Below are 23327 nucleotides of genomic sequence, written 5' to 3'. Positions count from 1 at the left end.
AGCGGAACCGATGCGCCCGTATAAGGCCGCCTCTCGCGCTCGCGGATTGATTTGCCGTCGCGTGTGGCTGGGTAGCTCAGATGGTTAGAGCGGTGGATTCATAACCCACAGGTCGGCGGTTCGATCCCGCCCCCAGCTACCACTTTTTCCCGAACCCGGGCCGCTGGCGGGCCCGTTTCAATCTTTACACGATCGCGCCCTATTCCCGCTCCCGGGCAGGGCCTAGGGTCCGGACGGCTCCCGCGTCTCCCCCGGAGCCCGGGAAGCGTCATGCACAGTCCAGCCGCCATCGCCTTCGTCGCCGTCCTCGCCCTGGCCGGTCAGGCGTCGGCGCGGACGCCGCCCGTGGACGGCCCTGTCAGCACGGCGCCGGCCGGCGGCGGCTCGCCCCTGTCCACCCGGCAGCAGATCGACCAGTACCTCGCGCCCTCGGCCGGGGACGCGTTGTCACGCGCCGATCTCGCCGGGGCCGACCGCGACGCCGACCGCCGCATTCACGGCGAGGTGTCGCTGGCGGTCGGCTCGAACGGCTATCGCGGCGGGTCCGTCATCGCGGTGATCCCGCTCGGCGAAGCGTCGACGCTGGCGCTCAGCTACAGCCGGTCAAAGGGCGGCTATGGCTACGGATACGGCTATGGCTATGGCGAGCCGGGGTACGGATACGACGGCCTGACCGCGCCGCTCGACCCCGACGCAGCCTGCGTCGCGACCCGCTACGGTTACGGCGGCTATGACCGGCCGGTGCTGACGGGGTCCTCGATGGATACGGTGCAACGCTGCCCGTCCCGCCTGCGCCCCAACGACTAGGTCGAAAGGGGTGGCCTACGCCGCCGCTGACTGCGCGTCGGCGGCGTCGAGCGCGGCCTGCAGGGCCGCCAGCATGCGCTCGGCCTTGATCGGCTTTTCGACCACGTCGTTCATGCCCGCCTCGAGATAGTTGCGCACGTCCTCGGGGTCGGCGTTGGCGGTCAGGGCGATGATCGGCGTCCTGCTGACCGGGCCGGGCAGGGCGCGGATCGCCCGGGTCGCCGCCACGCCGTCCATGCGCGGCATCTTGATGTCCATCAGGATCAGGTCGAACCGGCGGGCCTGCACGGCGTCCAGCGCCTCCAGGCCATCGACGGCCTGTTCGGAGGTGCAGTCGAACATCTCGCACAGCGCCTCGGCGACCATGCGGTTGGTGGCGTTGTCGTCGACGATCAGGATGTGCGCCGCGTGATCGGGCGCGGCGGCGCCCACCGGATCGGACGAGGCGGCGGACTTGGCGGTGCGGGCGATGAACTCGAACACCACGGTCACCCCGGCGCCCGGATTGCTTTCGGCGTGGATCACGCCGCCGGCGCTGGTGGTGATGCGGCTGGCGAGCGCCATGCCGAGGCTGACCGACAGGCCTTCGGAGGGATCGTCGCCGGTCGAGACGGGCTCGAAGATGCGCGCCAGCCGCTGCGGCGACATCTCGCTGCCGGCGTCGCGCACGCGGCCTTCGAGGATCAGGCCGTCGGCGGTCGGGCGGACCTTCAGGGTCGCCTCGATGGCGCCCCGGCGGGTCTCGTTCAGCGCGCGGTAGATCAGGGCGTCGAACACCTGCAGCAGGCGCGCCTCGTCGATCTGCGCGGCGTCCTCGGGATCGCCGTCGTAGGCGGTCAGCAGCGTCAGGCCGCTGGCGGCGGCGCGGGCCTTCCAGCGCGCGTCCACTGTGTCCATGAACGGCTGCAGCTGGCAGGGATGGTTATTGAACGACAACACGCCCAGGTCGGCCTCGTGCAGGTCGACGGCGCGGCGCATCAGGGCGGTCAGGTCGTCGCCGGTCTCGCTGATGGCGCGCACGCAGGCCTGGGCGTCCGGCGGCAGGTTCTGGCGCGCCAGGCGGGCGGTGAAGTCGGCGACGCCTTCCAGGTGGCGCAGGATCTCGCCGCTCATGCGCTGCACCAGCAGCGCGGCCGGATCCTGCTTCGGGGCGGGTCGGGCGCGGCGCGCCGACAGCAGCACGGCGGGCGTCCCCGCGCCGAGATAGCGGCCGTCCTCGACGATGATGAAGCCACGGCCGAGGGCTTCGGGACGGGTGGCCAGCAGGTGTTCGCGGAAGCCCCAGGGCGAGAGACCGGCCTCGGCGATGGCGGGGCTGGCGTCCATGACGGCGTCGACCAGGCGCTCGCCGTCGGTCTGGGACAGGATGACGTCGCGGGTGACCAGGCCGACGGGCTGCTCGCGCTCGGTCACGGCCAGCACAAGGGCCTCCGGCTCGGCGGCGAAACGCGCCGCGGCGGCCGCGCAGCTGGAGCCGGCCGGCAAGGGCGCACGACGGTCGGCAAAGGTGGAAAAGGTGTCCATCGGGTCGCACGCAGGGGTCAATTCGACCCTCACCCTGACAGATTGCGCTTGAAGAGAGGTTAAGCGCCGGGCGGACAAAGAAAAACGGCGGGGATTTGCATCCCCGCCGTTCCTGTCTTCAAAGGCCTTGCGGCTTAGAAGGACTTGGTGATCGAGACGCCGTACAGACGCGGGTCCGTGATCTGGATGTTCGTGAACAGGCCCGACGAGTCGTCGGTGACGTAGGACGCCTGGATGGAGTCATCGTCGCCGAGGTTCTTCACGTAGGCCTGCAGCAGCCAGCCGGCGCTCTGGTTTTCAACGACCAGGGAGAGGTTGACGATGCTGTAGGCGTCCAGGTGGTCATGCGAGGAGTTGTAGATTCGCGAGAACTGCTCATCCTGCCAGTAGTAGTCGGCCCGCGGCGTCACGGCCCAGTCGCCCATCACCCAGGTGTACTGGGCGCCGAACGACACCGTGAATTTCGGCGCGTAGGGCAGCTCCTTGCCTTGCAGATCGACCGCGAAGCCTTCGCTGACGATCGCCGAGGTGCTGGAGGTGCTCAGACCCAGCGGAACGCCGGAGTGTTGGATGGCGGCCAGGACCTGCATGCCCGAGCAGCTCATGTAGTAGTTGTAGCTGCTGAACAGGGGCGAGATGGCCCCGCCGCTGGCCGTGCTCGGGTTCGGCAGGCCGAAGTGTCCGGGGGTGTTGATGATCGTCTGGGCCACGGCCAGGTCAGCGGTCTTGGCGATGCAGTTGGACGTCGTCAGGTCCTTCAGCACTTGCCAGCCCGCCGTCCCTTGCGTGCGGTCCAGGGTGTCGATCGAGTCGCCGCCGGTGATCTCGGTGTCGAGGTAGCCGACGGTCAGGTTGAAGCGCAGGTTGTCGACCGGCTCGACGATGGATTCCAGTTCGAGGCCCTTGATCTTGGCGTCGATGTTCTCGTTGACCGACGTGCGGTTCACGATCTTCGAGATCTGGTAGCCGGTGTAGTCGTACTGGAAGGCCGTCAGGTTCAGGACCATCTTGCCGCCCATCAGGACGTTCTTCATGCCGAATTCGAAAGCGTTGACGAATTCAGGCGCAAAGGCGTCCGGCGTGCCGCCCAGGCCAACCGCGCCCGGCGGGTTGAAGCCGCCCGGCTTGTAGCCGCGCGAGAAGCCGCCGTAGATCAGGGTGCGATCGGTGAACGACAGGTCCGGCGTCCAGTCGACGTTGATGCGGCCCGTCGACTCTTCAAACGTCGTCACCTGGTTTTGGGTGGCGCCGGTGCTGGAGCCGAGCAGGGTCGTCTTGTAGGTCTCGGCGGTCTTCTGGTCGCGGTTGAAGCGCAGGCCGCCCGTCACCTTGATGGTGTCGGTGGGCTGCCAGTAGATTTCACCGAACGCCGACCGCGAGGTCAGGCCATAGACGGTGCGGTTGTCGAAGGTGTTGAACGCGTTGCGACGGGTGGGCGGGTTGCCCAGGTCGAGCGTGGAGGCCGGGAAGAGGATTTCGGCCGGCACGTTCAGGCCGTTCGAGAACACGAAGTAGTCGCTCTGGGCGTTGAACTCGATGCCGTTGACGCCGGCGCTGAAGTTGAACGGCCCGTCGAACGACGACTGGATGCGCAGTTCGACCGTCGACTGGTCACTGTTGCCGCTCTGGATGTCCTGCACCCGAAGCTTGTTCGACGTGCCGACCTGCGGGTCGGCGACCACACCGGCCGTGGCGACGCCGGGCACGGTGAACAGCGGGTTGAAGCTGCCGGCGGGCACCGAGCGGTTGTAGTCCGCGCGGGTGAAGTAGGTGCCCTCGGTGTAGGCGCCCTGCAGCGAGACGGTCAGGGTGTCCGTAACGTCCCAGGACGCGAAGGCTTCATAGGCGTCACCGGTGCTCTTGTACTGCGGGTCGAGCGAGGACTCGATCGAGCGCAGGTCGCTGCTGATGACGGTGGTGGCGTTCATGTCGCCGGTGGCCAGCGGCTGGCCGGTGAAGGCGGCGATGGCGGTGCCGTAGTAGCCGGCGAGGCTTTCAGCGGTGTTGAAGGCGCCGAAGTTGGCGTTGCCGTAGATCGAACCGTTCTGGCAGCCCTGGCTGAGGAAGTTGGCGGTGACCGAGTTGGTCGCCACGCCGCCGACGGTGGCCTTGCCCGGATCGTGACGGCAGAGCTGCTTGCCGACCCGGTTGCGGTCGTCGTCCTCGTTGAACTTCGAGTACATCAGGTAGGCGTTGAACGTGTCGCTCGGGTTGAACGCCAGCGTGAAGCGCGTCGAATAGAGGTCGCGGCCGTCCTGCGTGTCGTTGAGGTAGGTGTTGTCGAAGAAGCCGTCGCGCTTCAGCACGATGCCGGCGGCGCGGAACGACAGCATGTCGCCGATCGGCAGGTTCACGAAGCCCTTCACGCGGGTCGAGTCGTAGTTGCCGTATTCGCCGGTGATCGAGGCGCCGAACTGGTCGGTCGGCTTGGCGGTGATGATGTTGACCACGCCGCCGGTCGCGTTGCGGCCGTACAGGGTGCCTTGCGGGCCGCGCAGGATTTCGACGCGTTCCACGTCGAAGAAGTCGGCGTCGCCGAGGTTGTTGCTGATCTGCGGGACGTTGTTGGAGTGGATGCCCACGCCGCCGTCGCCGGTGACCGACACGGCCGCCGAACCGATGCCGCGGATCTGGAAGTTATAGCCGCCGAAGTTGCCGCGACCGAAGCTGACGTTGGGAACCTGTTGTAGCAGGTCCTGGCCGCCTTCGATGCGCTGGCTTTGCAGGGCTTCGCTGGAAATTGCCGTAACGGCGATGGGGACTTCCTGCAGCGACTCTTCGCGCCGCTGAGCGGTCACGACGACTTCACCGACGGTGGTGTCCTGGGCGAAGGCCTGTGCCGCGCCGCCAAGCATGGCGGCGGCGGACACGCCGGCGATAAGCAGACTGCGCAGGCGCAGAGATTCGGTCATTCGTAACCCTCCCCGGACGGCGCGGCCCCATCCAGGGGGCTCGGCGGCGTCGTTGTTTCCTCGTATATCGCGCTTTGTTTACCACCGGGGTCGCACGACACATCCCCCCGCAGCTTCCTCGAATTCGATACGGGCAAAGGGCGGGTGTCAACGGGCGCCGTCACGTAAACGCCGTCAAGTTGCCGCTTTTCACCTTGGTGTTGCAGGCCTGCGGCGCCTTGCCACGCTTGGAAAACGACTTCTTCGCCCCTTGCGGGAGCCGCGCGGTCCGATACCCGCCGGACAGGATCGCGGCGCCGTTTCGGCGGACGGCCGGGTCGTGTACAGAAGCCGTGCCGACGATCCTCGTTCCGACCCGCCTGAAAAGCCCCTTTCATGACCCCCACGCCCCCGCTCGCCGACGGCGCCCTCGTCCTGTTTTCCGGGGGGCAGGACTCGGCCGTCTGTCTCGCCTGGGCGCTCGACCGTTACGCCCGGGTCGAGACGGTCGGCTTCGACTATGGCCAGCGTCACATCGTTGAAATGCAGGCGCGGCAACGGGTTCGCGCCGGCGTGCTGGAGCGGTTTCCGGCCTGGGCGGAGCGCCTGGGCGAGGATCACGTGCTCGATCTGCGCGGCTTCGGGGCGGTGGCGGAGTCGGCCCTGACGGCCGATCGCGAGATCGAGATGACCGCGCGCGGTCTGCCCTCGACCTTCGTGCCGGGCCGCAACCTGGTGTTCCTCGTCTACGCCGCGGCCCTGGCCGACCGGCGCGGGCTGACGGCCCTGGTCGGCGGCATGTGCGAGACGGACTACTCCGGCTATCCCGATTGCCGCCGCGACACGCTCGACGCGATGGAGGCGGCTCTCAATCTGGGCATGGAGCGCACGTTCCGCATCGAAACGCCGCTGATGCGGCTGACCAAGGCGGAAACCTGGCGGCTCGGCGCGGCGCTGGGCGGCGATTCGCTGGTCAGCCTGATCGTCGAGGAGAGCCACACCTGCTACCGCGGCGAGCGTGGCGAGCGTCACCCCTGGGGCTACGGCTGCGGCCAGTGCCCGGCCTGCGAGCTGCGCGCGGCCGGCTGGGACGCCTGGGTCGCCGACGGTCGCCCGGCGACCGCCCCATGACCTACAGCGTCAAGGAGATCTTCCTCACCCTGCAGGGCGAGGGCGGCCAGGCCGGCAAGGCGGCGGTGTTCTGCCGGTTCGCCGGCTGTAACCTGTGGAGCGGACGCGAGCAGGACCGCGGCAAGGCCGTCTGCACCTTCTGCGACACGGATTTCGTCGGCATGGACGGGGAGGGCGGCGGCCGGTTCGTCACGCCCGACGCCCTGGCCGCGGCGGTCGAGGCGGCGTGGACCGGCCCGGCCGACAACCGGCTGGTGGTCTGCACCGGCGGCGAACCGCTGCTGCAGCTGGATGAACCCCTGATCGAGGCCCTGCACGCGCGCGGCTTCATGATCGCGGTCGAGACCAACGGCACGCTCAGGGCCCCGCCGGGCGTCGACTGGATCTGCGTCAGCCCCAAGGCAAACGCCCCGGTGGTCCAGACGTCGGGTCAGGAGCTGAAGCTGGTCTATCCCCAGCCGGGCGTGGATCCGGCGCGCTTCGCCGCGCTCGACTTCGAGCGCTTCTACCTGCAGCCGATGGACTCCGCCGACCGCGAGGCCAACACCGCCGCCGCCGTGGCCTACTGCCTGGCCCATCCGCAGTGGCGTCTCAGCGTCCAGACCCACAAGTATCTCGGCCTGCCCTGATCGGCGGGGATCAGTCCCTGCGGTCGTTGTTTTTCTTCTTTTTCCGGTCGCCGTCGGGGATCGCCGCGCCGACCACGGCGCCGCCGACCCTGGCGGCCGTGCCGACCACCGCGCCGGTCACGCCGACGACGGCGCCGGCCGTGGCGCCCACCACGGTGGCCACGCAGCCCTGCAGGCCGACGGCGGCCATCACGGCCAGAAGCGGAACAAGGCGGCGCGGGGTCATCGGCGAAACTCCAGGATCGCCGCCACCCTGACGGTCAAACTGCACGAAAGAATGGCCGGTCAGGCCTCAGGCTGCGGGTCGCTGCTGCGACGCCAGGGGCCGGCGTAATGGCCCTCGACCTTGCGTCGACGGTCCGGGCCGAAATAGTCGTCGGCCCGGACGTAGGGCCGCGGATGCTCGATGATCTCGCCGATCCGCTCGATGACGCCGCGCGCGGTGACCGGCTTGGCGAGGAACTCGTTGACCCCGGCGTCGCGCGCCTCGGCCACCCGGCGCGAGGTCGAATGGCCCGTGATCATGATCACCGGGCACATCTGGTTGGGGCTGTCGGGCGAGTTGCGCAGCAGGCGGACGAAGTCGATGCCGTCGAGCGGCTGCATGGCCAGGTCGGTCATGACCACGTCGATCTGGTGCATGCGCATGATCTGCAGCGCCTCGGCCCCGTCGGTGGCCTCGTGGATGTACCGCACGCCGATGGCGCGCAGAATCTCCGTCAACAGCACCCGCATGTGGTGGTTGTCGTCGACCAGCATGATCCGGACGAGATCGAAGCGCACGGCGGCGAGGTCCCTGAACCGACGGGTCCGGCGACGTCATGTCGCCGGACCTCCATTACGGAACGGTAACTCGTAGGGGGCTCGTTCCGGGCCGGTCAAACGAAAAAGCTGAACCCGTTCACCCACTTGCCCGGTTTTGGGGACTTCACGCGGAGTCGACGAGCACCAGTTCGGCGTCGGCGGCGGCGGTGATGGTCAGCAGCGGCTCGTCCTTGATGGCCGCGCCGTCGCGGGCGTTCAGCGTCACGCCGTTGACCGAAACCTCGCCCACGGCGGCCACCAGATAGCCGTGGCGGCCTTCGCCCAGCGCATAGGTCGTCGACTCGCCGGCTTTCAGCGTCGCGCCCAGCACCCGCGCATCGGTGCGGATCGGCAGCGCGCCCTCCTCGCCGAAGCCGCTGGCCAGGGCGACGAACTTCCCGGACCGGTCGGCCTTCGGAAACGGCTTCTGGCCCCAGGACGGCGGCGCGCCGCGCTCGCGCGGCTCGATCCACAGCTGGAACAGCGTCGTGGTCTCGTCCTCGAGATTGTACTCGGCGTGGCGGATGCCCGTGCCGGCGCTCATCACCTGCACGTCGCCCGCGCCGGTGCGGCCCTTGTTGCCCAGGCTGTCCTGGTGGGTGATCGCGCCGGTGCGGACATAGGTGATGATTTCCATGTCGTTGTGCGGGTGCGGCGGAAAACCGGACTTCGGCGCGATCTCGTCGTCGTTCCAGACCCGCAGCGCGCCCCAGCCCATGCGGGCGGGGTCGTACCAGTTGGCGAAACTGAAGTGGTGACGGGCGTTGAGCCAGCCGTGGTTGGCGTGGCCGAGCTGCCCGAAAGGCCTGCGATCAATCATGGGGTATCTCCCTTTCGACAGGAGAGATAGGAAGGGGCGTGACCAATTGCAACTGATCTGGTGCCAGATTATCGACGGTCGGCGCCGACCCCGCCACCATGCTGACAGGTCCGGGTCCAGGCAACGGGTATGAGGCAGCTCCACGTCACGACAACGCGAGCCTTCAGCCCATGACCACAGCCGCAGACATCCGCGACGGCCGCGAGGATTTCGACTTCCTCGTCGGCCGCTGGACGATCCGCCACCGTCGTCTCAACGCCCGGCTGGCGGGCTGCGCCGACTGGACCGCGTTCGACGGGACCTGCGTGATGCGCAAGATCCTCGGCGGCCTCGGCAACATGGACGACAACGTCCTGGATTTGCCGGAAGGCGGCTATGCGGCGGCGACCTTCCGCCGCTTCGACCCGGCCCTGCGCCGCTGGTCGATCTGGTGGCTGGACGCCCGCTGCCCGGACATCGACCCGCCGGTCCACGGCCGGTTCGACAACGGCGTCGGCGCGTTCTACGGCGACGACCTGTTCGAGGGGCGCCCGATCAAGGTCCGCTTCCTCTGGTCGGCGATCACCGCGACCACCTGCGAATGGCGCCAGGCCTTCTCCGCCGACGACGGCGCGACCTGGGAGACCAACTGGGAGATGGCCTTCACGCGGGCGGACTAGGCCCCGCCGTCACACCGGCCGCTTCAGGGCCCCGCTGCCGACAAGGGCCACGACATACATCCCGGCCAGACCGAGATTGGGGACCACGTTCAGCCCGAACCCCGTCGCCACCGAAAGGGCGCTGTCGATCAGGAACCAGCTGACCATGCCGGCGGACACCGCGGTCCACAGCGGCCGACCCTGGTCGCCGAGGGCGATGGCGGCCCTGATCACGGCGAACAGCGTCACCGCCCAGCCGATCGACACCGCGCCCATTACCGCGAGACTGAACCGTAACGCGGGATCGAACAGGGCCTCGCCCGGCCCCCGGAGGCCGGCCAGAACCAGGCGGACCGGCCCGCTTGTCGCCTCGAAGGCTCCGCCCGACAGCACCGCGCCGAACAGGCCGATCAAGACACACCAGATCGCGAACCACCCGCGCCAGAACCCGCTCATCGCCATCTCCGCCCTGCCTGTCCGGCCAGACTGGTCTCGACGGTCAGGCGCGGCAATTACCTTGCGGGTCATTGAACCGCTTCGCGCGGTGGGTGACACAGGCGAGAGGCGGTGAGGGGTCGGGAATGTCAGTGTCTCCGCAATTGCGTCCGCGGACGGAAGCCGGCTTTCCCCGGCTGTTGCGCGCGTGGCGCCAGAAGCGGCGGCTGTCGCAACTGGATCTGGCGCTCTCGTCCGGGGTGTCCCAGCGCCATGTCAGCTTTCTCGAGTCCGGCCGGGCCAACCCCAGCCGCACCATGATCCTGCAGCTGAGCGAGACGCTCGACGTGCCGCTGCGCGATCGCAACGACTGGCTGGCGGCGGCGGGCTTCGCGCCGGTCTTCCGTTCCCGCGCCCTCGATGACCCGCAGATGGGTCAGGTCATGGCCGCCGTGCAGATGATGCTCAAGGCGCACGAGCCCTTTCCGGCGATCGCGTTGGACCGGGCATGGAACGTGCGCCTGTCCAACCGGCCGTTCGATCTGCTGGGCGCCATGCTCGGCGATGACATCTGGACCCGGGTGGGCGGAGGGGAGCGCAATCTGATGCGGCTGTTCTTCCACCCGCAGGGCATTCGCCCGTTCGTCACCAACTGGGCGGCCGTCGGACCGCTGATGTGGCGGCGCGCCCAGCGCGAGGCGGAGACCCTGGCCGGGCTGGAGATGAAGGCGGTGCTCGATGACCTCGCGCCGTTTCAGGACCCCGACATCCTCTGGTCGGCCGTGGATGCCGCCCTGGTGCCGGTGATGGCGTTCAACATGCAGGTCGGTGACCTGAAGATGTCGATGTTCGCGGTGGTGGCCACGTTCGGCACGGCCCAGGATGTCACCGCCGACGAGCTGCGGATCGAGACGCTGTTCCCTGCCGATCCGGAGACGGAGGCGCTGTTCCGCGGCGCCGCGGCCGGCCGCCCATAACCCCGTGGGTAATTGCGCCGGAGGCGACGGGTCCTGACCATGGCGACCTGCAATTCACGGAGATCCTCATGTCGGCAGCCCCCGCGACGCCCCTCGACACCGTCACCCGGTTCATGAAGCTCATGGAGCCGTTGAACTACGACGACGCCCTGAGGCTCGTCTCGGACCAGTGCGAATACACCAACCCCCCGCCGCTCGGCACGGTGCATGGCCCGGCCGCGATCCGCGCGGTGCTGGAACCCTTCTTCGGCCCGACCGTGGAAAACGAATTCCGCGTGCTGCGGGCCTCCGCGGCGGGCCCGGTGGTCTTTCTGGAACGCCTGGACCGGCACCTCTTCGGCGACCGCTGGGTCGAGCTGCCGGTGACCGGCGTCTTCGAGGTGCACGGCGGCCTGATCACCTACTGGCGCGACTATTTCGACGCCGCGACCATCCTGTCGCAGCTGCCGCCGCCCCGGTAACCAGGCGGCTAGCCCCGTCCGGCCGGCTGGAACAGCTCGACCAGGTTGCCGGACGGGTCCTCGGCGAGGATCTGCGAGCCGCCGGGGCCCGAGAGAATGTCATTGCGGAAGGTCACGCCGCGGCCCTTCAGGCGTTCCACCTCCGCGGCGATGTCGGCGACGACCAGCTGGAAGCGGTTCCAGCCGCCCGGCTGGGGCAGCCGTCCGTCCGGCATGGCGCGCCCGGCCGAGCTGGCCCGACCGCTCAGCAGCAGCCGCAGGGGGCCCAGCTCCACCGAGGCGAACGCCGGGGCGGCGTTCATCTGCTCGCGGAAGCCGAAGTGGCCGACGTACCAGTCGACGGCCTGTTGCACGTCGCCGACGATGTAGCGGACGTTCACGGCGGTCTCGCTCATGGGCAGGTCCTCCTTCTGTGACGGTCAGGGCGCCAGCGCGCGGCGGAGCAGGGTCCGCAGCGCCGCCAGCGTGGACTCGCGGTCGGCCCCGCCGGCGACGGCGTCGGCCGACTCGTGGATCACCGCGAACAGCAGCCGCGCGGTGGGATCGGGATCGACGGGGCCGAACGCCCCGGCCTCCTGGCCCGCGCGGATCACGGCCGACAGGCGCAGGATGCCGTTGTCGGCCAGCGGTCGCCGCTCGGCGAAATCGGAGTGGAACACCGCGTCGCCGAAGCCCCGCCGCGACAGGGTCCAGTCGATGAAGGCGGCCGCCTGGGACTCGACCAGCCCCGGCCAGTCGATCGGCCCTTCGGCCTCGGTGGGCAGGGGATACGTCCGGTCGAACTCGGTCACCAGCCGCTGGCGCACGGTCTCCAGCAGGTCGTCCCAGCTGGGGAAGTAGAGGAAGAAGGTGCCCTTGGCGACGCCGGCCTCGCGTACCACGTCCTCGACCCGCACCCGGGCGCCGTCGACGGCCAGCAGGCGTTCCGCCGCCTCGATGATCTCCAGCTTCCGCGCCTCGGGATGGAGGCGGCGACGGACGGGTCTGGGCATGGGGTCGCTCCCTAATGACCGGGAGTCATTAACTACTGACCAGCGGTCAGTGTCAAGGCGTGCGGCCGGGCCAGCGCCATGTCAGCGTTGCAGGGATGAGCGGTCTTGAGCACTGACGCTAGGCTGTCGGCGGTCCGCGTTCGAGCGCGCGCAACACCTCCTGGGCCAGCAGGCCGGCGGGGCCGCCGGCGCCGCGGGCGACCATCAGGGCGATCTCGCTGTCGCTCAATGGGGGAAGCGGGGCGTGGAGAACGGTCAGATCCCTTGGCGCCATCGCGGCCGGCAGCACACCCACACCCAGTCCCGCGCGAAGAGCGGCCATCTGGCCCGCCAGACTGGGCGAGGTGAAGGACGCCCGGAAGGGAATGCCAACCTGCTGGAGCGCGCCCAGGGCCCGCTTGCGATAGATGTCTGGCGCCGGCGCAATGATCAGGGGCAGGGGCGTGATCTCGGCCAGGGCGGCCTCGATCGCCACCCAGACCAGAGGCTCGCGCCAGACCCTGACTCCAAGTTCGGGCCCTACCGGCTCCCGTTTTATCAACGCCAGATCCAGCATGCCGCGCGACAACTGGTCCAGCAGATTGGCGGTGTAGTCGCAGGTCACGGCCAGCTTGATCCGCGGGTGGCTTCGGGCGAACGCGCCCAGAATGCCGGGCAGGTGCATGGTGGCGATGTCTTCGGGGGCCCCGAACCGCACCTCACCCTCCAGGTCGCCGTCGCCGAGCGCGGCGATGATCTCATCGTGCAGCCGCAGCAACCGACGGGCCTGCGGCAACAACCCCGCGCCCTCGGTGGTCAGGCTTACGGATCTGGCTTCGCGGAGGAACAGCGGCGCGTGGAGCTGATCCTCCAGGCGACGAATCTGCAGGCTGACCGCTGGCTGGGTCCTTCCGAGACGGGCGGCGGCGCTGGTGAAACCGCCGGTCTCGACGACCGCCAGGAAGGCCCGCAACAGATCGAGATCCAAGGTCGTCAGCCGTTCGCCCATGCCATTTCAAATGGTTATCGATCGCATGATGTCAATAAATTTCCGCATGGACAGGCGCTGGCCCATATCGGCGCTCCACCCACGGAGTCCATTTCCATGCCTGATCTCGTCGCGAGCCTGGAGCTGCTCACGGCCCCCGCCATCCTGTTCTTTTTCCTGGGAGCGGCCGCGGCCCTGGCCCGGTCGGATCTGTCGATCCCCGAGCCTGTGGCCAAAGGACTTTCGCTGTATCTTATGCTTTGCATCGGGTTCAAAGGCGGGGTCGAGGCGCGGGCGGCGGGCGTCCATGGCGACTTCCATCTGGCGGGAGCGATCGGCCTGGCGCTCAGCGCCCTCATGCCCCTCATCGCCTATTTCCTGTTGCGTCGCATGACCCGGCTGGACCGGCCGACCCTCTGTGCGCTGGCGGCGACCTACGGATCAGTGTCAGTCGTGACCTTCGCCGCCGGTCAGCAACATCTGGCCGCCCTCGGGCTGGCGCCAGGAGGCTATATGGCGGCGGTTCTGGCGTTGATGGAAACGCCGGCGATCCTCACGGCGCTGGTCCTGATGAACAGCGTTGCGGGCGGGGCGACCCGCCGCCCCGAAGTCCTGCGCGAGGTCCTGGTGGGCGCGCCGACCGTCATGCTGCTGGGCAGCTTTCTGATCGGGCTCCTGTCCGGAAAGCCCGGCATGGCGCGGCTGGAGCTATTCGTTGGCCCGTTGTTCCAGGGCGCGCTGTGCTTCTTCCTGCTCGACGTCGGCCTGATCGCCGCCCGCCGACTGCTCGAATCCCGGGGCAGGTTGACGGCCGGAGTCATCACGTTTGCGCTCGGCTTTCCGCTGCTCTCGGCAATGACGGCCCTGGGTCTCTGCCGCTGGGCGGGACTGCCGCTCGCCGATGCGGCCCTGCTGGCGATCCTCGCCGGCTCCGCCTCCTACATCGCCGTCCCGGCCGCCATGCGCATGGCCGCCCCGACGGCTGATCCCGGCGTCTTTGTGACCGCCTCGCTCGCCGTCACGTTTCCCTTCAATCTGACAGTCGGGATTTCCCTGTACACGGCGGTCGCAATACTGCTCTGGCGCTGAGGGGCTGACGGGCGCGGGAGACAAAGGCCTACCCCCGCCCGTCAGCCCCCGGCGCGTACGCCCCGCCGCCCGTCTGGCCGCGGTGCCGCAGGAACGCGTCCGCCAGCACGCACGCCGTCATGGCCTCGACCACCGGCACGGCGCGGATGCCCACGCACGGGTCGTGCCGCCCCTTCGTCCGCAGCTCGACCTCGTCGCCGGCCTCGGTGACGGTCTCGCGCGGGGTCAGGATGGAGGAGGTCGGCTTGAAGGCCACGCGGGCGACCACCGGCTGGCCGGACGAGATGCCGCCCAGGATGCCGCCGGCCTTGTTCGACAGGAAGCTGAGGCCCGCGTTGCCCATGCGCATCTGGTCGGCGTTCTCCTCGCCGGTCAGGGCGGCGGAGGCGAACCCGGCGCCGATCTCCACGCCCTTGGCGGCGTTGATCGACATCAGGGCGGCGGCCAGTTCGGCGTCGAGCTTGCCATAGAGCGGCGCGCCCCAGCCGGCGGGGACGCCGACGGCCTCGACCTCGACCACGGCGCCGGTCGAGGAGCCGGCCTTGCGGATCTTTTCCAGGTGCTCTTCCCAGACGGGGACCATGTCGGCGTCGGGGCACCAGAAGCTGTTCTCGCGGGTCTGGTCCCAGTCCCAGCGGTCGCGGTCGACCGCGTGCGGGCCGATCTGCACCAGGGCGGCGCGCACCGTGACGCCGGCGATGACCTTGCGGGCCACGGCCCCGGCGGCCACCCGGGCGGCCGTCTCGCGGGCCGAGGACCGGCCGCCGCCACGATAGTCGCGCACGCCGTACTTGGCGAAATAGGGCCAGTCGGCGTGGCCCGGCCGGAAGGCGCGGGCGATCTCGGAATAGTCCTTCGAGCGCTGGTCGGTGTTCTCGATCATCAGGCTGATCGGCGTGCCGGTGGTCACCGGGCCGCCGGTGCGGTCGTCCTCGAACACGCCCGACAGGATGCGCACCGCGTCCGGCTCCTGGCGCTGGGTGACGAACCTGCCCTGGCCAGGCTTGCGCTGGTCGAGCCAGACCTGGATGTCCTCCGCCGTCAGCGACAGCCCCGGCGGGCAGCCGTCGACCACGCAGCCCAGCGCCGGGCCGTGGCTCTCGCCCCAGGTGGTCACGCGGAAAAGATGGCCGAAGGTGTTGTGCGACATGGCGGGCCTTCTAGACCAAAGGTTCGCGGGTCACAAAGCCGCGCGGCCGCATCAGGCGGCCCAGGCGGCGGCGAACTGGCGCAGCAGCCTGCGGGCCGGGCCTTCGGCGCGCGCCGCGCCGGCCGCCAGGCGCACGAACAGGTCGCCCTGGCGGTGGTCGTCGCGCGCGGGCAGACCCTCGCCCGGCAGCCGCACCAGCGCCCGCGCGCCGGCCTTGCGGTTGACCCAGACGGTGCGCTCGCCGCGCGGGGTCATGATCGCCACCCGGCCGCCGTCGGTCAGGATGGCCGGGTCGACCGGCGCGGTGATCCACAGGTCGTCGCCGCGCACGATGGCGCCGTCGCCCCGCACTACGACGGTGAAGGACTCCGCGCCGGCGCGCACCGCCTCGCCCGGCCGCATGCCCGGCGGCAAGGCCACGCGCAGCCGCCGGCCGTCGGCGGCCTCGACCAGCGCCAGCCCGCCGAGCACGGCGATCTCCGGCGGAATCTCCAGCTCGGCCCGGCGCAGCGCCGGCGCGGCCGGAACCGGCGCGTGCTCCAGCGGCTCGGGTCCGGTCGCCTTGAGGACGCGGTAAGCTTCCACGAGTTCGCGAAAGGCGACGGCGTCGCCGCCCGGCCGGTCGGGGTGATCGCGCTTGGCCGCCTCGCGGAACGCGGCGCGCAGCGCGCGCTCGTCCGCGCCCGGTCCGACCCCGAGCCGTGCGCGCGCCAGTCGCGCCGTCATGTTGCGCCCGTCCCCGGTCATGGCGGGCAAGGTGAGGGAACAGGGTCAATGGTCAGTTAAGCTGAACAAACGCGCCGGCCGCGCTATATCGTGACCCATGACCGACAAGTCCCAGCTGATCCCGCCGTCGCCCGCCGAGGCCGACTACGTCAAACAGGTGACCGAGGCCGAGCCTCTGCCCCTGCTGCCGGAGGGCGATCCGATCGATCTGTTCGAGACCTGGCTCAAGGCGGCCCATGCCTCGGAGGTCAGCGACGGCAACGCCATGGCCCTGGCCACGGTCGACGCCGACGGCATGCCGGACGTGCGCATGGTGCTGCTGAAGGATGTCGATGCCGACGGCTTCGTCTTCTACACCAACCTGCAGAGCGCCAAGGGCCGGGAGCTGGCGGCCAATCCCGTGGCGGCCCTGCTGTTCCACTGGAAGTCGCTGCGGCGCCAGGTGCGGGTGCGCGGTACGGTCGCGCCGGTCAGCGACGCGGAGGCCGACGCCTATTTCGCCTCGCGCGCCCGCCACAGCCAGATCGGGGCCTGGGCCTCGGACCAGTCGCGGCCAATGACCGAGCCGATGCAGCTGGGCAAGCGCGTCGCCGAGGCCGGCCTGCGCTTCGGCCTGGGCAAGGTGCCGCGCCCGCCGCACTGGTCGGGCTTCCGCCTCACGCCGCAGTCGATCGAGTTCTGGCGCGACCGGCCGTTCCGGCTGCACGAACGCCTGGTGTTCAATCGCTCGGTAACGGGCTGGACGACGAGCCGGCTGTTCCCGTGACCGCGGGATGACCGCGGATCAGACGCCCTTTCCCCGGGCGCCGTAGCGGGCCAGGAAGGTCTCGACCGCGTCGGCGACCACCGCCTCGACCGGCCGGTTCGGCACGACGTCGTCGCCCGCGATCAGTCCGAACGTCAGCGTGGCGTGCTCGATCATGCCCTGCAGCTGTCCGGCCGCCCAGGACGCCTTGTCGATGACGATCTGCCCGGACGCGGACAGCTCCTCGAGAATGTCGATCAGCGGCCCGGCCAGTTCGGTCCGGCCGCGCTCCTGGAAATGGTCGGCCAGTTCGGGAAACCGTCGCCGCTCGGCGACCACCATGCGGAACGTCGCCCGCGATGTCGGCTCGCAGTAGAAGGCGGCGTAGGCGCAGCCGAGGCGTTCAGCCGTGTCCGGGCGTCTCCGTCGAGCGTCGCGGTGTGCCGCACCCGGCCGGCGATGTCGGCGATGTTGTCCTCGATGACCACCCGGAACAGATCGGCCTTGCCGGGGAAATGGGCATAGAGGGTAGCGGTGGAGACGCCGGCGTCGCGCGCCACCTGTTCCATGCCTGCATGCGAGAAGCCCTCTCGCGCAAAGATTGAGCGGGCCGAGTCCAGGATATGCTTGCGCTTGCGCGCCGAGCGCGAATCCCCCTGCGACGTGGACATGAACAACCCGAACCAAACCAATATGAAACTCAGCCTATAGGCGAAAAATCCATACCGGCAAGAACGGGGCGCCTCAATTTGGGTTTCAGGCCCAGGGCCGCAGCAGGGGATGGGTCAGCACCGGCGCCAGCAGGCGGTCCAGTTCGGCGGGATCGTCGGGAATCACCGCCCCCCGGTCATCGGCGATCACGACGTCGGCCCGCGCCCGCGAAGGCTCGATCAGCCGCTCATGCGCCGGTCGCACGGTCGCCAGGTACTGCTGGATCACCGAATCCGCCGTCCGGCCGCGCTGGGCCTGGTCGCGGATCAGCCGGCGGATGAAGCGCACGTCCGGCGGCGTGTCGACGAAGATCCTCAGGTCGAACAGCGCCGCCAGTTCGGCCGTGCACAGCAGGTGCGCGCCCTCGACGACGATCAGCGGCGCGGGCGCGATGGTGTCGACCGACGCCAGCCGCCGGTGGGTTTCGAAGCAGTAGAGCGGGGCCTCGACGGCCGCGCCGGCGCGCAGCGCCCGCAGATGCTCGGCCAGCAGGCCGTGGTCCTTGGCCGTCACGTCGTCGAAGTCGAACGTCGCCGCGTCGAACCCCGGCTGGCCGCCGTAGTCGCCGTAATAGGCGTCCTCGATGACCAGGGTCACGGTCCCGGCGGGCAGTCGCGCCTCCAGCGCCCCGGCCAGGGTGCTCTTGCCCGATCCCGACCCGCCGGCGACGGCGATCAGCAGGGGCGGGACGGTCGGATCGGCGGGGGCGTCGCTCATGCCGGACTATCGGCCACAACGCGGCGCGTTTGCCAACGGTGGGCATGGTGAATTTTCCCGCTCCGCGCGCCTCGCGTTGCTCGCAACGCCCGGCGCCGCTAGGGTCCGGCCGCAAGAGCAGTAGGGGAGTCCAGGCATGCAGGGCCTGATGCAGCAGTCGGCGTTGACCGTCGACACCATCCTGGATCACGCCAAGCGGTGGCACGGCGACCGCGAGGTGGTCAGCCGGTCGGTCGAAGGGCCGATCGTGCGCACCACTTATGCCGACATGCATGACCGCGCCAAGCGCGTGTCCAACGCCCTGCTGGGCCTGGGCATCCGGCCGGGCGACCGCGTCGCGACCCTGGCCTGGAACACCGCCCGCCACATGGAAGCCTGGTACGGCATCATGGGCATCGGCGCCGTCTGCCACACGCTGAACCCGCGCCTGCACCCCGACCAGATCGCCTGGATCATCCGTCACGCCGAAGACCGCATCATCTTCGTCGACCTGACCTTCGTGCCGATCCTGCAGGAGATTCTCGGCCACTGTCCGTCGGTCGAGCATGTCATCGTCTTCACCGACAGCCATCACATGACGCCGTTCCAGATCCACGGCGTGCCGACGATCCAGTGGAAGGGCGCCCACACCTACGAGACCCTGGTCGAGGGCAGCAGCCCGGATGTCGCTTGGGGCGGCTTCGACGAGAACACCGCCGCCGGCCTCTGCTACACCTCGGGCACGACGGGCGATCCCAAGGGCGTGCTCTATTCGCACCGCTCCAACTACCTGCACACCCTGGTCGGCCTGCAGCGCGACGTGCTCGGCGTCTCGGCGATGGACACGGTCCTGCCGGTGGTGCCGATGTTCCACGCCAACGCCTGGGGCATCGCCTTCGCGGGGCCGGCGGTCGGGGCCAAGCTGGTCATGCCGGGCGCGAAGATGGACGGCGAGTCGATCCACGAGCTGATCGAGAGCGAGCACGTCACCTTCTCGGCCGCCGTGCCGACGGTCTGGCAGATGCTGCTGCAGCATCTCGACAAGACGAACGGCAAGCTGACCAGCCTCAAGCGCGTGGTCATCGGCGGCTCGGCCTGTCCGGAGGCGATCATCCGCGGCTTCCACGACCGCTACGGCGTCGAGGTGCTGCATGCCTGGGGCATGACCGAGACCTCGCCGCTCGGCACGCTCGGCACGCCCAACGCCCGTGTCGCCGCCCTGCCGTACGACGAGCAGATGGCCTACAAGCTCAAGCAGGGCCGTCCGCCGCTGGGCATCGACCTCAAGCTGACCGACGACGAGGGCCGCGAGCTGCCGCACGACGCGCGCACCTTCGGCCACCTCAAGGTCCGCGGCCCGTTCGTGGTGCGTGAGTACTTCAAGGGCGCCGGCGGCCGCATCCTCGACGACGAGGGCTATTTCGACACGGGCGACGTCGCCACGATCGACCCCGAAGGCTTCATGCAGATCACCGACCGGGCCAAGGACGTGATCAAGTCCGGCGGCGAGTGGATCAGCACGATCGACATCGAGAACATCGCCATGGGCCACCCCAAGGTGGCGCTGGCGGCGGTCATCGGCCTGCCGCATCCCAAGTGGGACGAGCGGCCCCTGCTGCTGATCAAGCTCAAGGAGGGCGAGACCGCCACCAAGGAAGAGATGCTGCACTTCCTCGAGGGCAAGATCGCCAAGTGGTGGATGCCGGACGATGTCGCCTTCGTCGACGACATCCCGCTGGGCGCGACCGGCAAGATCGACAAGAAGCTGATCCGCGAGCGGATGAAGGACTACGTCCTGCCGGCCACGCCGGTGCTGGCGGCGGCGACGGTGGCCGCCACGGTGGCCATGAAGGCCGAGCCCGATCCGGTGCTGCACGCCCCGGAGCCGCCCGATACGCCCGATCCGGCGCCCGCCGCGCCGGAGACTCCCGCGGGAAAATCTGAGGCCCCGGCCAGCCTGGCAGCTGCCGTCGGGGCCGATGAACCCGTGGACGCCGAATTCGAAGACAAGGTCGCGCCCGCGGCCGAACCTCCGGCCGGGGAACACCTCGCCTGGTCCTCCTCCGAGCCTGAGGACGACGGCGAGGTCCCCCCGCCGCTGCCCGGCATGCCGGACATGACGCCGATGACCGGCGAAAAGCCGGCCGCCGAGGCGCCGCTGTCGCTCAAGGCGACGCCGGTGAAGGGCCCCGCGCCGTCGGCGACCGACGCCCCCCTGGCCTTCGCCCCGCTGCCCGTTGCGGGCGACCGCAAGCGCGCGAAGGGCAAGAAGAAGGCGAAGGCCAAGGCCGGCCGGGGCTGGGCCGACCGCTACCTGGATTTCGCGCTGCTGGCGGCCCTGGCGCCGGCGGCGATGGCCCTGGTCGGCGCCCTGGCCACCCGCTTCGGCCTGATCACCGAGCAGCAGGGCTTCGACGCCATGCTGATCCAGGGACCGACCGAGTCGCTCGGCTGGGCCCCGGCCATCGCCCTCGTCGGCGTGCTGACGGGCATCATCGGCATGCTGGTGGCGGTGTTCGCGGGGTTCTCGCGCCTGTGGGGCAAGGCCCTGCTGGCCCTGGTGGTCACGGCCCTGACCTGGGGCGCCTTCATCGGCCTCGGCCTGTGGGACATGCGCATCCCCTCGATCCACGATGTGGCGACCGACTGGAAGGACCCGCTGATGTTCTCGCCCACGGCCCTGAAGGTGCGCGGGCCGGGCGCCAATCCGGTGGATCCCTCGCCGATCCTGCCGCTGGGCTCACGCGCCTACGCCGGCCGGCCGGTGGCCGAAGTCAACGCCGAGACCTGCCCGGCGGCCCGTCCCGTGACCCTCGCCGCCAACGCCGCCCAGGCCTTCGCCGCGGCCCGCGCCGTGGTGCGGAACGCCGGCATGTCGATCATCACCGAGGACCCGGCCCAGGGCCGCATCGAGGCCACGGCCGTCAGCCTGCTCTACGGCTTCAAGGATGATGTGGTGGTCCGTGTCCGTCCCGCGGGCGCCGGCGCCCGCATCGACCTGCGCTCCATCCGCCGCACCGGCGACCGCGACATGGGCGCCAACTGCCGCCGCATCGAAAGCCTGGTTCAGGCCCTGGCGGGGTAAGATCGCCAATCCTCCCCGCATCGCGGGAAGGGCGACCGCGCGGAGCGCGGTGGAGGGGTCTGCGCCGGGCGTCCGGACAAACCGGAACACCACCGTCGGCGACGTCCGCTTCAGCGAGGCCTCTCTTCGCGCCGGCGCCGCCCCTCGGTCAGGCTCCGCCTGACAGCTCCCCACGGGTGGGGAGCACACTCAATCCGCCAGCCGGTACTCACTGTCCAGTGCGGGCTCGCCGTCGCACAGGACGCGGCCTTCCTTCACCAGCTGGACCATGTGGGCCATCACCGAATGGGCGGCGGCGGGATGCAGGCGGACGTCGACGGCCTTGTACAGCTCGGCGACCATCGGCTTGATCCGGGTGAACCCGGCCTTCAGCGCGGCGACGATCTGCGCCTCGCGGTCGCGGCGATGGTCGATATAGGCCTGGACGAACGGCCCCGGCTCGGTGATCGGCGGGCCGTGGGTGGGCCACAGGGTGGTGAAGTTGCGCGCCTTGACCCGCTCCAGGCTGGCGAAATAGTCGCCCATGTCGCCGTCGGGCGGACTGATCACCGTCGTCGACCAGCCCATGATGTGGTCGCCGCAGAACAGCGCGTTCTCTTCCAGCAGGGCGTAGCAGATGTGGTTGGAGGTATGGCCCGGCGTCGGGATCGCCTCCATCGTCCAGCCGGCGCCGGGGAAGGTCCCGCCGTCGCACAGACCGACGTCGGGAACGAAGGTCCGGTCGTCGCCGGCCTCCATCCGCACCTCGGACTCGGTGGCCACGCCCTGTTTGGCGCAGGCGTAGATGGTCGCCCCCGTCCGCGCGGCCAGCGGCCGGGCCAGCGGCGAGTGGTCCATATGGTTGTGGGTGACGAAGATGTGGGTGATCCGCTCGCCGGCGGTCGCCGCCAGGATCGCTTCCAGGTGATCGTCCATGTCGGGGCCGGGATCGATCACGGCGACCTCGCCGTTGCCAATGATGTAGGTGCCGGTGCCCAGATAGGTGAACGGCCCGGGGTTCTTCGCCACCACCCGCCGGATCAGCGGCGTCAGCCGGTCGACCACGCCGTATTCGAACGTCACCTCGCGAACGAAGGGGATCATGCGCCCGCCTCCGGAATCTTGCCGTCGATCATGGTCAGCAACGCCTTTGACAGTCTTGAAATGGCTTCGAGTTTTTGCCGCCAGGGCAGGCGCAGCGGCGGCATGTCGGTCTTGTTGACGTCGACAATGTAGAGCCGTCCGTCGGCGCGGTCGCGCAGGATGTCGAGACCGCCCCAGTCGAGCCGCATCGCCGCGCAGAACCGTTCGATGGTCGCCAGCTCTCCGGCCGAAAACAGGTCCTGCGGCCGGTGCAGCGAGACGGAGCTGTTGTAGTTGGCGAAGCGGTCGCGCACCGGGCGGCGCTTGATGAAGGTCAGCACCGGCGACCCGCCGATGCAGGGCGTGCGCAGGTCGACCACATGGTCGCCGTCGACCGTGTCGATGACCCGCTGGTAGACGCGGCCGGGCAGGGGCGCGGTCGGGCACTGCACGATGCGCCCGTCATGGGCCCCGTTGTCCTCGCCCTTCTCCACGGCCGGGCCGGTCCAGGTCTCGGGATCGACGGTCAGGGCGTAGCCGAACACGTATTCGAACACGCTGGCCACATGGCTCTTGGAGACGTCGTCGCAGCCGAAGTTGAACCGCCGCTCCAGGTCGCAGGCCGGCGGCCGGCTGATGGTCTGGTCCTCGAAGAAGATCGCCGCGTCGGCGCCGGCCGGCGAGCGGGCGAAACGCACCCCGCCCCAGCAGGCGGCCAGCCACAGCAGGTACCACGGCCGGGGAACGTCCGGCGCGAACCACACCCGCGGTCCGGGCCGGACGAGCGACGTCACCAGGCCCTTGAGCTTTACGGGAATATAGTAGGCGCTCCACAGCGCCACATCGACGATCAGGCCACGATCGATCGCCAGGTCCGCCCCGGTGGTGCGGACCTTCACGCGTCCACCCTCGAAGTGGAGATCTGACGTCCAGAGCGCGCCGGCCATTCGGTTTCCTTCGCCGCCCCCGAGGCCGCGTCGACGCCGT

The 23327-nt window shown here is 69.6% G+C and carries 25 protein-coding genes and 1 tRNA gene; 10 read left to right on the top strand and 16 right to left on the bottom strand.

The window, feature by feature from the left end; all coding sequences use genetic code 11:
* The first annotated feature begins 65 nt into the window (after positions 1-65).
* Together AC1RN0_RS14930 and AC1RN0_RS14925 are read left to right on the top strand one after the other, a co-directional pair.
* Positions 66-142, top strand: a tRNA-Met gene (locus AC1RN0_RS14930).
* A gap of 128 nt (positions 143-270) precedes the next feature.
* Positions 271-807, top strand: coding sequence for a hypothetical protein (locus AC1RN0_RS14925; protein WP_492788245.1), 537 nt, complete (start codon positions 271-273; stop codon positions 805-807).
* 15 nt (positions 808-822) lie between these two features.
* Here AC1RN0_RS14925 and AC1RN0_RS14920 read toward each other — a convergent pair whose 3' ends face one another.
* Together AC1RN0_RS14920 and AC1RN0_RS14915 are read right to left on the bottom strand one after the other, a co-directional pair.
* The gene (locus AC1RN0_RS14920; RefSeq protein WP_492788244.1) at positions 823-2331 is read right to left on the bottom strand and encodes a hybrid sensor histidine kinase/response regulator; all 1509 of its coding nucleotides are present in this window, start codon (positions 2329-2331) and stop codon (positions 823-825) included.
* 134 nt (positions 2332-2465) lie between these two features.
* Positions 2466-5243 carry a TonB-dependent receptor gene (locus AC1RN0_RS14915; protein WP_492788243.1) on the bottom strand — a complete coding sequence of 926 codons (2778 nt, stop codon included), beginning with the start codon at positions 5241-5243 and terminating at the stop codon, positions 2466-2468.
* Between the two features lie 375 nt (positions 5244-5618).
* Between AC1RN0_RS14915 and queC the strand changes: the two genes are divergently transcribed.
* Together queC and queE are read left to right on the top strand one after the other, a co-directional pair.
* Positions 5619-6353 carry a 7-cyano-7-deazaguanine synthase QueC gene (queC, locus tag AC1RN0_RS14910; RefSeq protein WP_492788242.1) on the top strand — a complete coding sequence of 245 codons (735 nt, stop codon included), beginning with the start codon at positions 5619-5621 and terminating at the stop codon, positions 6351-6353.
* Positions 6350-6982: a 7-carboxy-7-deazaguanine synthase gene (gene queE, locus AC1RN0_RS14905; protein WP_492788241.1), complete on the top strand. Its 633-nt coding sequence runs from the start codon at positions 6350-6352 to the stop codon at positions 6980-6982. The genes queC and queE overlap by 4 nt, the downstream gene beginning before the upstream one ends.
* Before the next feature lie 10 nt (positions 6983-6992).
* Here the strand turns inward: queE and AC1RN0_RS14900 are convergent, their stop codons facing one another.
* The 3 genes from AC1RN0_RS14900 to AC1RN0_RS14890 form a co-directional block, all read right to left on the bottom strand.
* The gene (locus AC1RN0_RS14900) at positions 6993-7208 is read right to left on the bottom strand and encodes a hypothetical protein (RefSeq protein ID WP_492788240.1); all 216 of its coding nucleotides are present in this window, start codon (positions 7206-7208) and stop codon (positions 6993-6995) included.
* 59 nt (positions 7209-7267) lie between these two features.
* Positions 7268-7765 (bottom strand): response regulator, encoded by a 498-nt coding sequence (locus AC1RN0_RS14895; RefSeq protein WP_492788239.1) that lies wholly within the window; start codon positions 7763-7765, stop codon positions 7268-7270.
* Positions 7766-7910: 145 nt separating this feature from the next.
* Positions 7911-8606, bottom strand: a complete 696-nt coding sequence (locus AC1RN0_RS14890; protein WP_492788238.1) for a pirin family protein — start codon at positions 8604-8606, stop codon at positions 7911-7913.
* Positions 8607-8776: 170 nt separating this feature from the next.
* Between AC1RN0_RS14890 and AC1RN0_RS14885 the strand changes: the two genes are divergently transcribed.
* Complete coding sequence (locus tag AC1RN0_RS14885; RefSeq protein ID WP_492788237.1) at positions 8777-9265, top strand: DUF1579 domain-containing protein; 489 nt, start codon at positions 8777-8779, stop codon at positions 9263-9265.
* Between the two features lie 9 nt (positions 9266-9274).
* On the opposite strand, the gene AC1RN0_RS14880 is transcribed toward AC1RN0_RS14885, so the two are convergent.
* Positions 9275-9700 (bottom strand): hypothetical protein, encoded by a 426-nt coding sequence (locus tag AC1RN0_RS14880; protein WP_492788236.1) that lies wholly within the window; start codon positions 9698-9700, stop codon positions 9275-9277.
* A gap of 143 nt (positions 9701-9843) precedes the next feature.
* Here AC1RN0_RS14880 and AC1RN0_RS14875 point away from each other — a divergent pair, with 143 nt between their 5' ends.
* A complete protein-coding gene (locus tag AC1RN0_RS14875) occupies positions 9844-10656 on the top strand; it encodes a helix-turn-helix domain-containing protein (RefSeq protein ID WP_492788235.1) in 813 nt (270 codons plus the stop codon).
* A gap of 68 nt (positions 10657-10724) precedes the next feature.
* The gene (locus AC1RN0_RS14870) at positions 10725-11117 is read left to right on the top strand and encodes a limonene-1,2-epoxide hydrolase family protein (protein WP_492788234.1); all 393 of its coding nucleotides are present in this window, start codon (positions 10725-10727) and stop codon (positions 11115-11117) included.
* 8 nt (positions 11118-11125) lie between these two features.
* Here the strand turns inward: AC1RN0_RS14870 and AC1RN0_RS14865 are convergent, their stop codons facing one another.
* From AC1RN0_RS14865 to AC1RN0_RS14855, 3 genes are all read right to left on the bottom strand, one after another.
* Positions 11126-11512, bottom strand: coding sequence for a VOC family protein (locus AC1RN0_RS14865; RefSeq protein ID WP_492788233.1), 387 nt, complete (start codon positions 11510-11512; stop codon positions 11126-11128).
* Positions 11513-11536: 24 nt separating this feature from the next.
* Positions 11537-12109 carry a TetR/AcrR family transcriptional regulator gene (locus AC1RN0_RS14860; protein ID WP_492788232.1) on the bottom strand — a complete coding sequence of 191 codons (573 nt, stop codon included), beginning with the start codon at positions 12107-12109 and terminating at the stop codon, positions 11537-11539.
* Between the two features lie 118 nt (positions 12110-12227).
* On the bottom strand, positions 12228-13097 hold the full coding sequence (locus AC1RN0_RS14855) for a LysR substrate-binding domain-containing protein (protein ID WP_492788231.1): 870 nt from the start codon (positions 13095-13097) through the stop codon (positions 12228-12230).
* Between the two features lie 96 nt (positions 13098-13193).
* Between AC1RN0_RS14855 and AC1RN0_RS14850 the strand changes: the two genes are divergently transcribed.
* On the top strand, positions 13194-14165 hold the full coding sequence (locus AC1RN0_RS14850) for a sodium-dependent bicarbonate transport family permease (RefSeq protein ID WP_492788230.1): 972 nt from the start codon (positions 13194-13196) through the stop codon (positions 14163-14165).
* A 28-nt stretch (positions 14166-14193) separates the two neighbouring features.
* On the opposite strand, the gene aroC is transcribed toward AC1RN0_RS14850, so the two are convergent.
* Positions 14194-15315 (bottom strand): chorismate synthase, encoded by a 1122-nt coding sequence (gene aroC, locus AC1RN0_RS14845; RefSeq protein ID WP_492788229.1) that lies wholly within the window; start codon positions 15313-15315, stop codon positions 14194-14196.
* A gap of 51 nt (positions 15316-15366) precedes the next feature.
* Positions 15367-16041, bottom strand: coding sequence for a DnaJ C-terminal domain-containing protein (locus AC1RN0_RS14840; RefSeq protein WP_492788228.1), 675 nt, complete (start codon positions 16039-16041; stop codon positions 15367-15369).
* Positions 16042-16138: 97 nt separating this feature from the next.
* On the opposite strand from AC1RN0_RS14840, the gene pdxH reads away from it, so the two are divergent.
* A complete protein-coding gene (gene pdxH / locus AC1RN0_RS14835; protein WP_492788227.1) occupies positions 16139-16807 on the top strand; it encodes a pyridoxamine 5'-phosphate oxidase in 669 nt (222 codons plus the stop codon).
* Positions 16808-16825: 18 nt separating this feature from the next.
* On the opposite strand, the gene AC1RN0_RS14830 is transcribed toward pdxH, so the two are convergent.
* The 3 genes from AC1RN0_RS14830 to udk all read right to left on the bottom strand — a co-directional run bounded on the left by AC1RN0_RS14830 (position 16826) and on the right by udk (position 18214).
* Entirely contained in the window at positions 16826-17128 is a 303-nt protein-coding gene (locus AC1RN0_RS14830; protein ID WP_492788226.1) for a TetR/AcrR family transcriptional regulator C-terminal domain-containing protein, read from the bottom strand.
* Positions 17044-17355 carry a TetR/AcrR family transcriptional regulator gene (locus AC1RN0_RS14825; protein ID WP_492788312.1) on the bottom strand — a complete coding sequence of 104 codons (312 nt, stop codon included), beginning with the start codon at positions 17353-17355 and terminating at the stop codon, positions 17044-17046. Before AC1RN0_RS14825 ends, AC1RN0_RS14830 begins: the two co-directional genes overlap by 85 nt.
* A 187-nt stretch (positions 17356-17542) precedes the next feature.
* Positions 17543-18214 (bottom strand): uridine kinase, encoded by a 672-nt coding sequence (udk, locus tag AC1RN0_RS14820; RefSeq protein ID WP_492788225.1) that lies wholly within the window; start codon positions 18212-18214, stop codon positions 17543-17545.
* 136 nt (positions 18215-18350) lie between these two features.
* On the opposite strand from udk, the gene AC1RN0_RS14815 reads away from it, so the two are divergent.
* On the top strand, positions 18351-21278 hold the full coding sequence (locus tag AC1RN0_RS14815; RefSeq protein ID WP_492788224.1) for a long-chain-fatty-acid--CoA ligase: 2928 nt from the start codon (positions 18351-18353) through the stop codon (positions 21276-21278).
* A 189-nt stretch (positions 21279-21467) separates the two neighbouring features.
* Here the strand turns inward: AC1RN0_RS14815 and AC1RN0_RS14810 are convergent, their stop codons facing one another.
* Together AC1RN0_RS14810 and AC1RN0_RS14805 are read right to left on the bottom strand one after the other, a co-directional pair.
* Positions 21468-22361, bottom strand: a complete 894-nt coding sequence (locus tag AC1RN0_RS14810) for an MBL fold metallo-hydrolase (protein WP_492788223.1) — start codon at positions 22359-22361, stop codon at positions 21468-21470.
* Positions 22358-23287: a hypothetical protein gene (locus AC1RN0_RS14805; protein ID WP_492788222.1), complete on the bottom strand. Its 930-nt coding sequence runs from the start codon at positions 23285-23287 to the stop codon at positions 22358-22360. The genes AC1RN0_RS14810 and AC1RN0_RS14805 overlap by 4 nt, the downstream gene beginning before the upstream one ends.
* Between the last annotated feature and the right edge of the window lie 40 nt (positions 23288-23327).

The organism is Caulobacter sp. GW821-FHT12F03, assembly GCF_058806855.1.
This window is presented reverse-complemented; position numbering and strand designations above follow the sequence as displayed.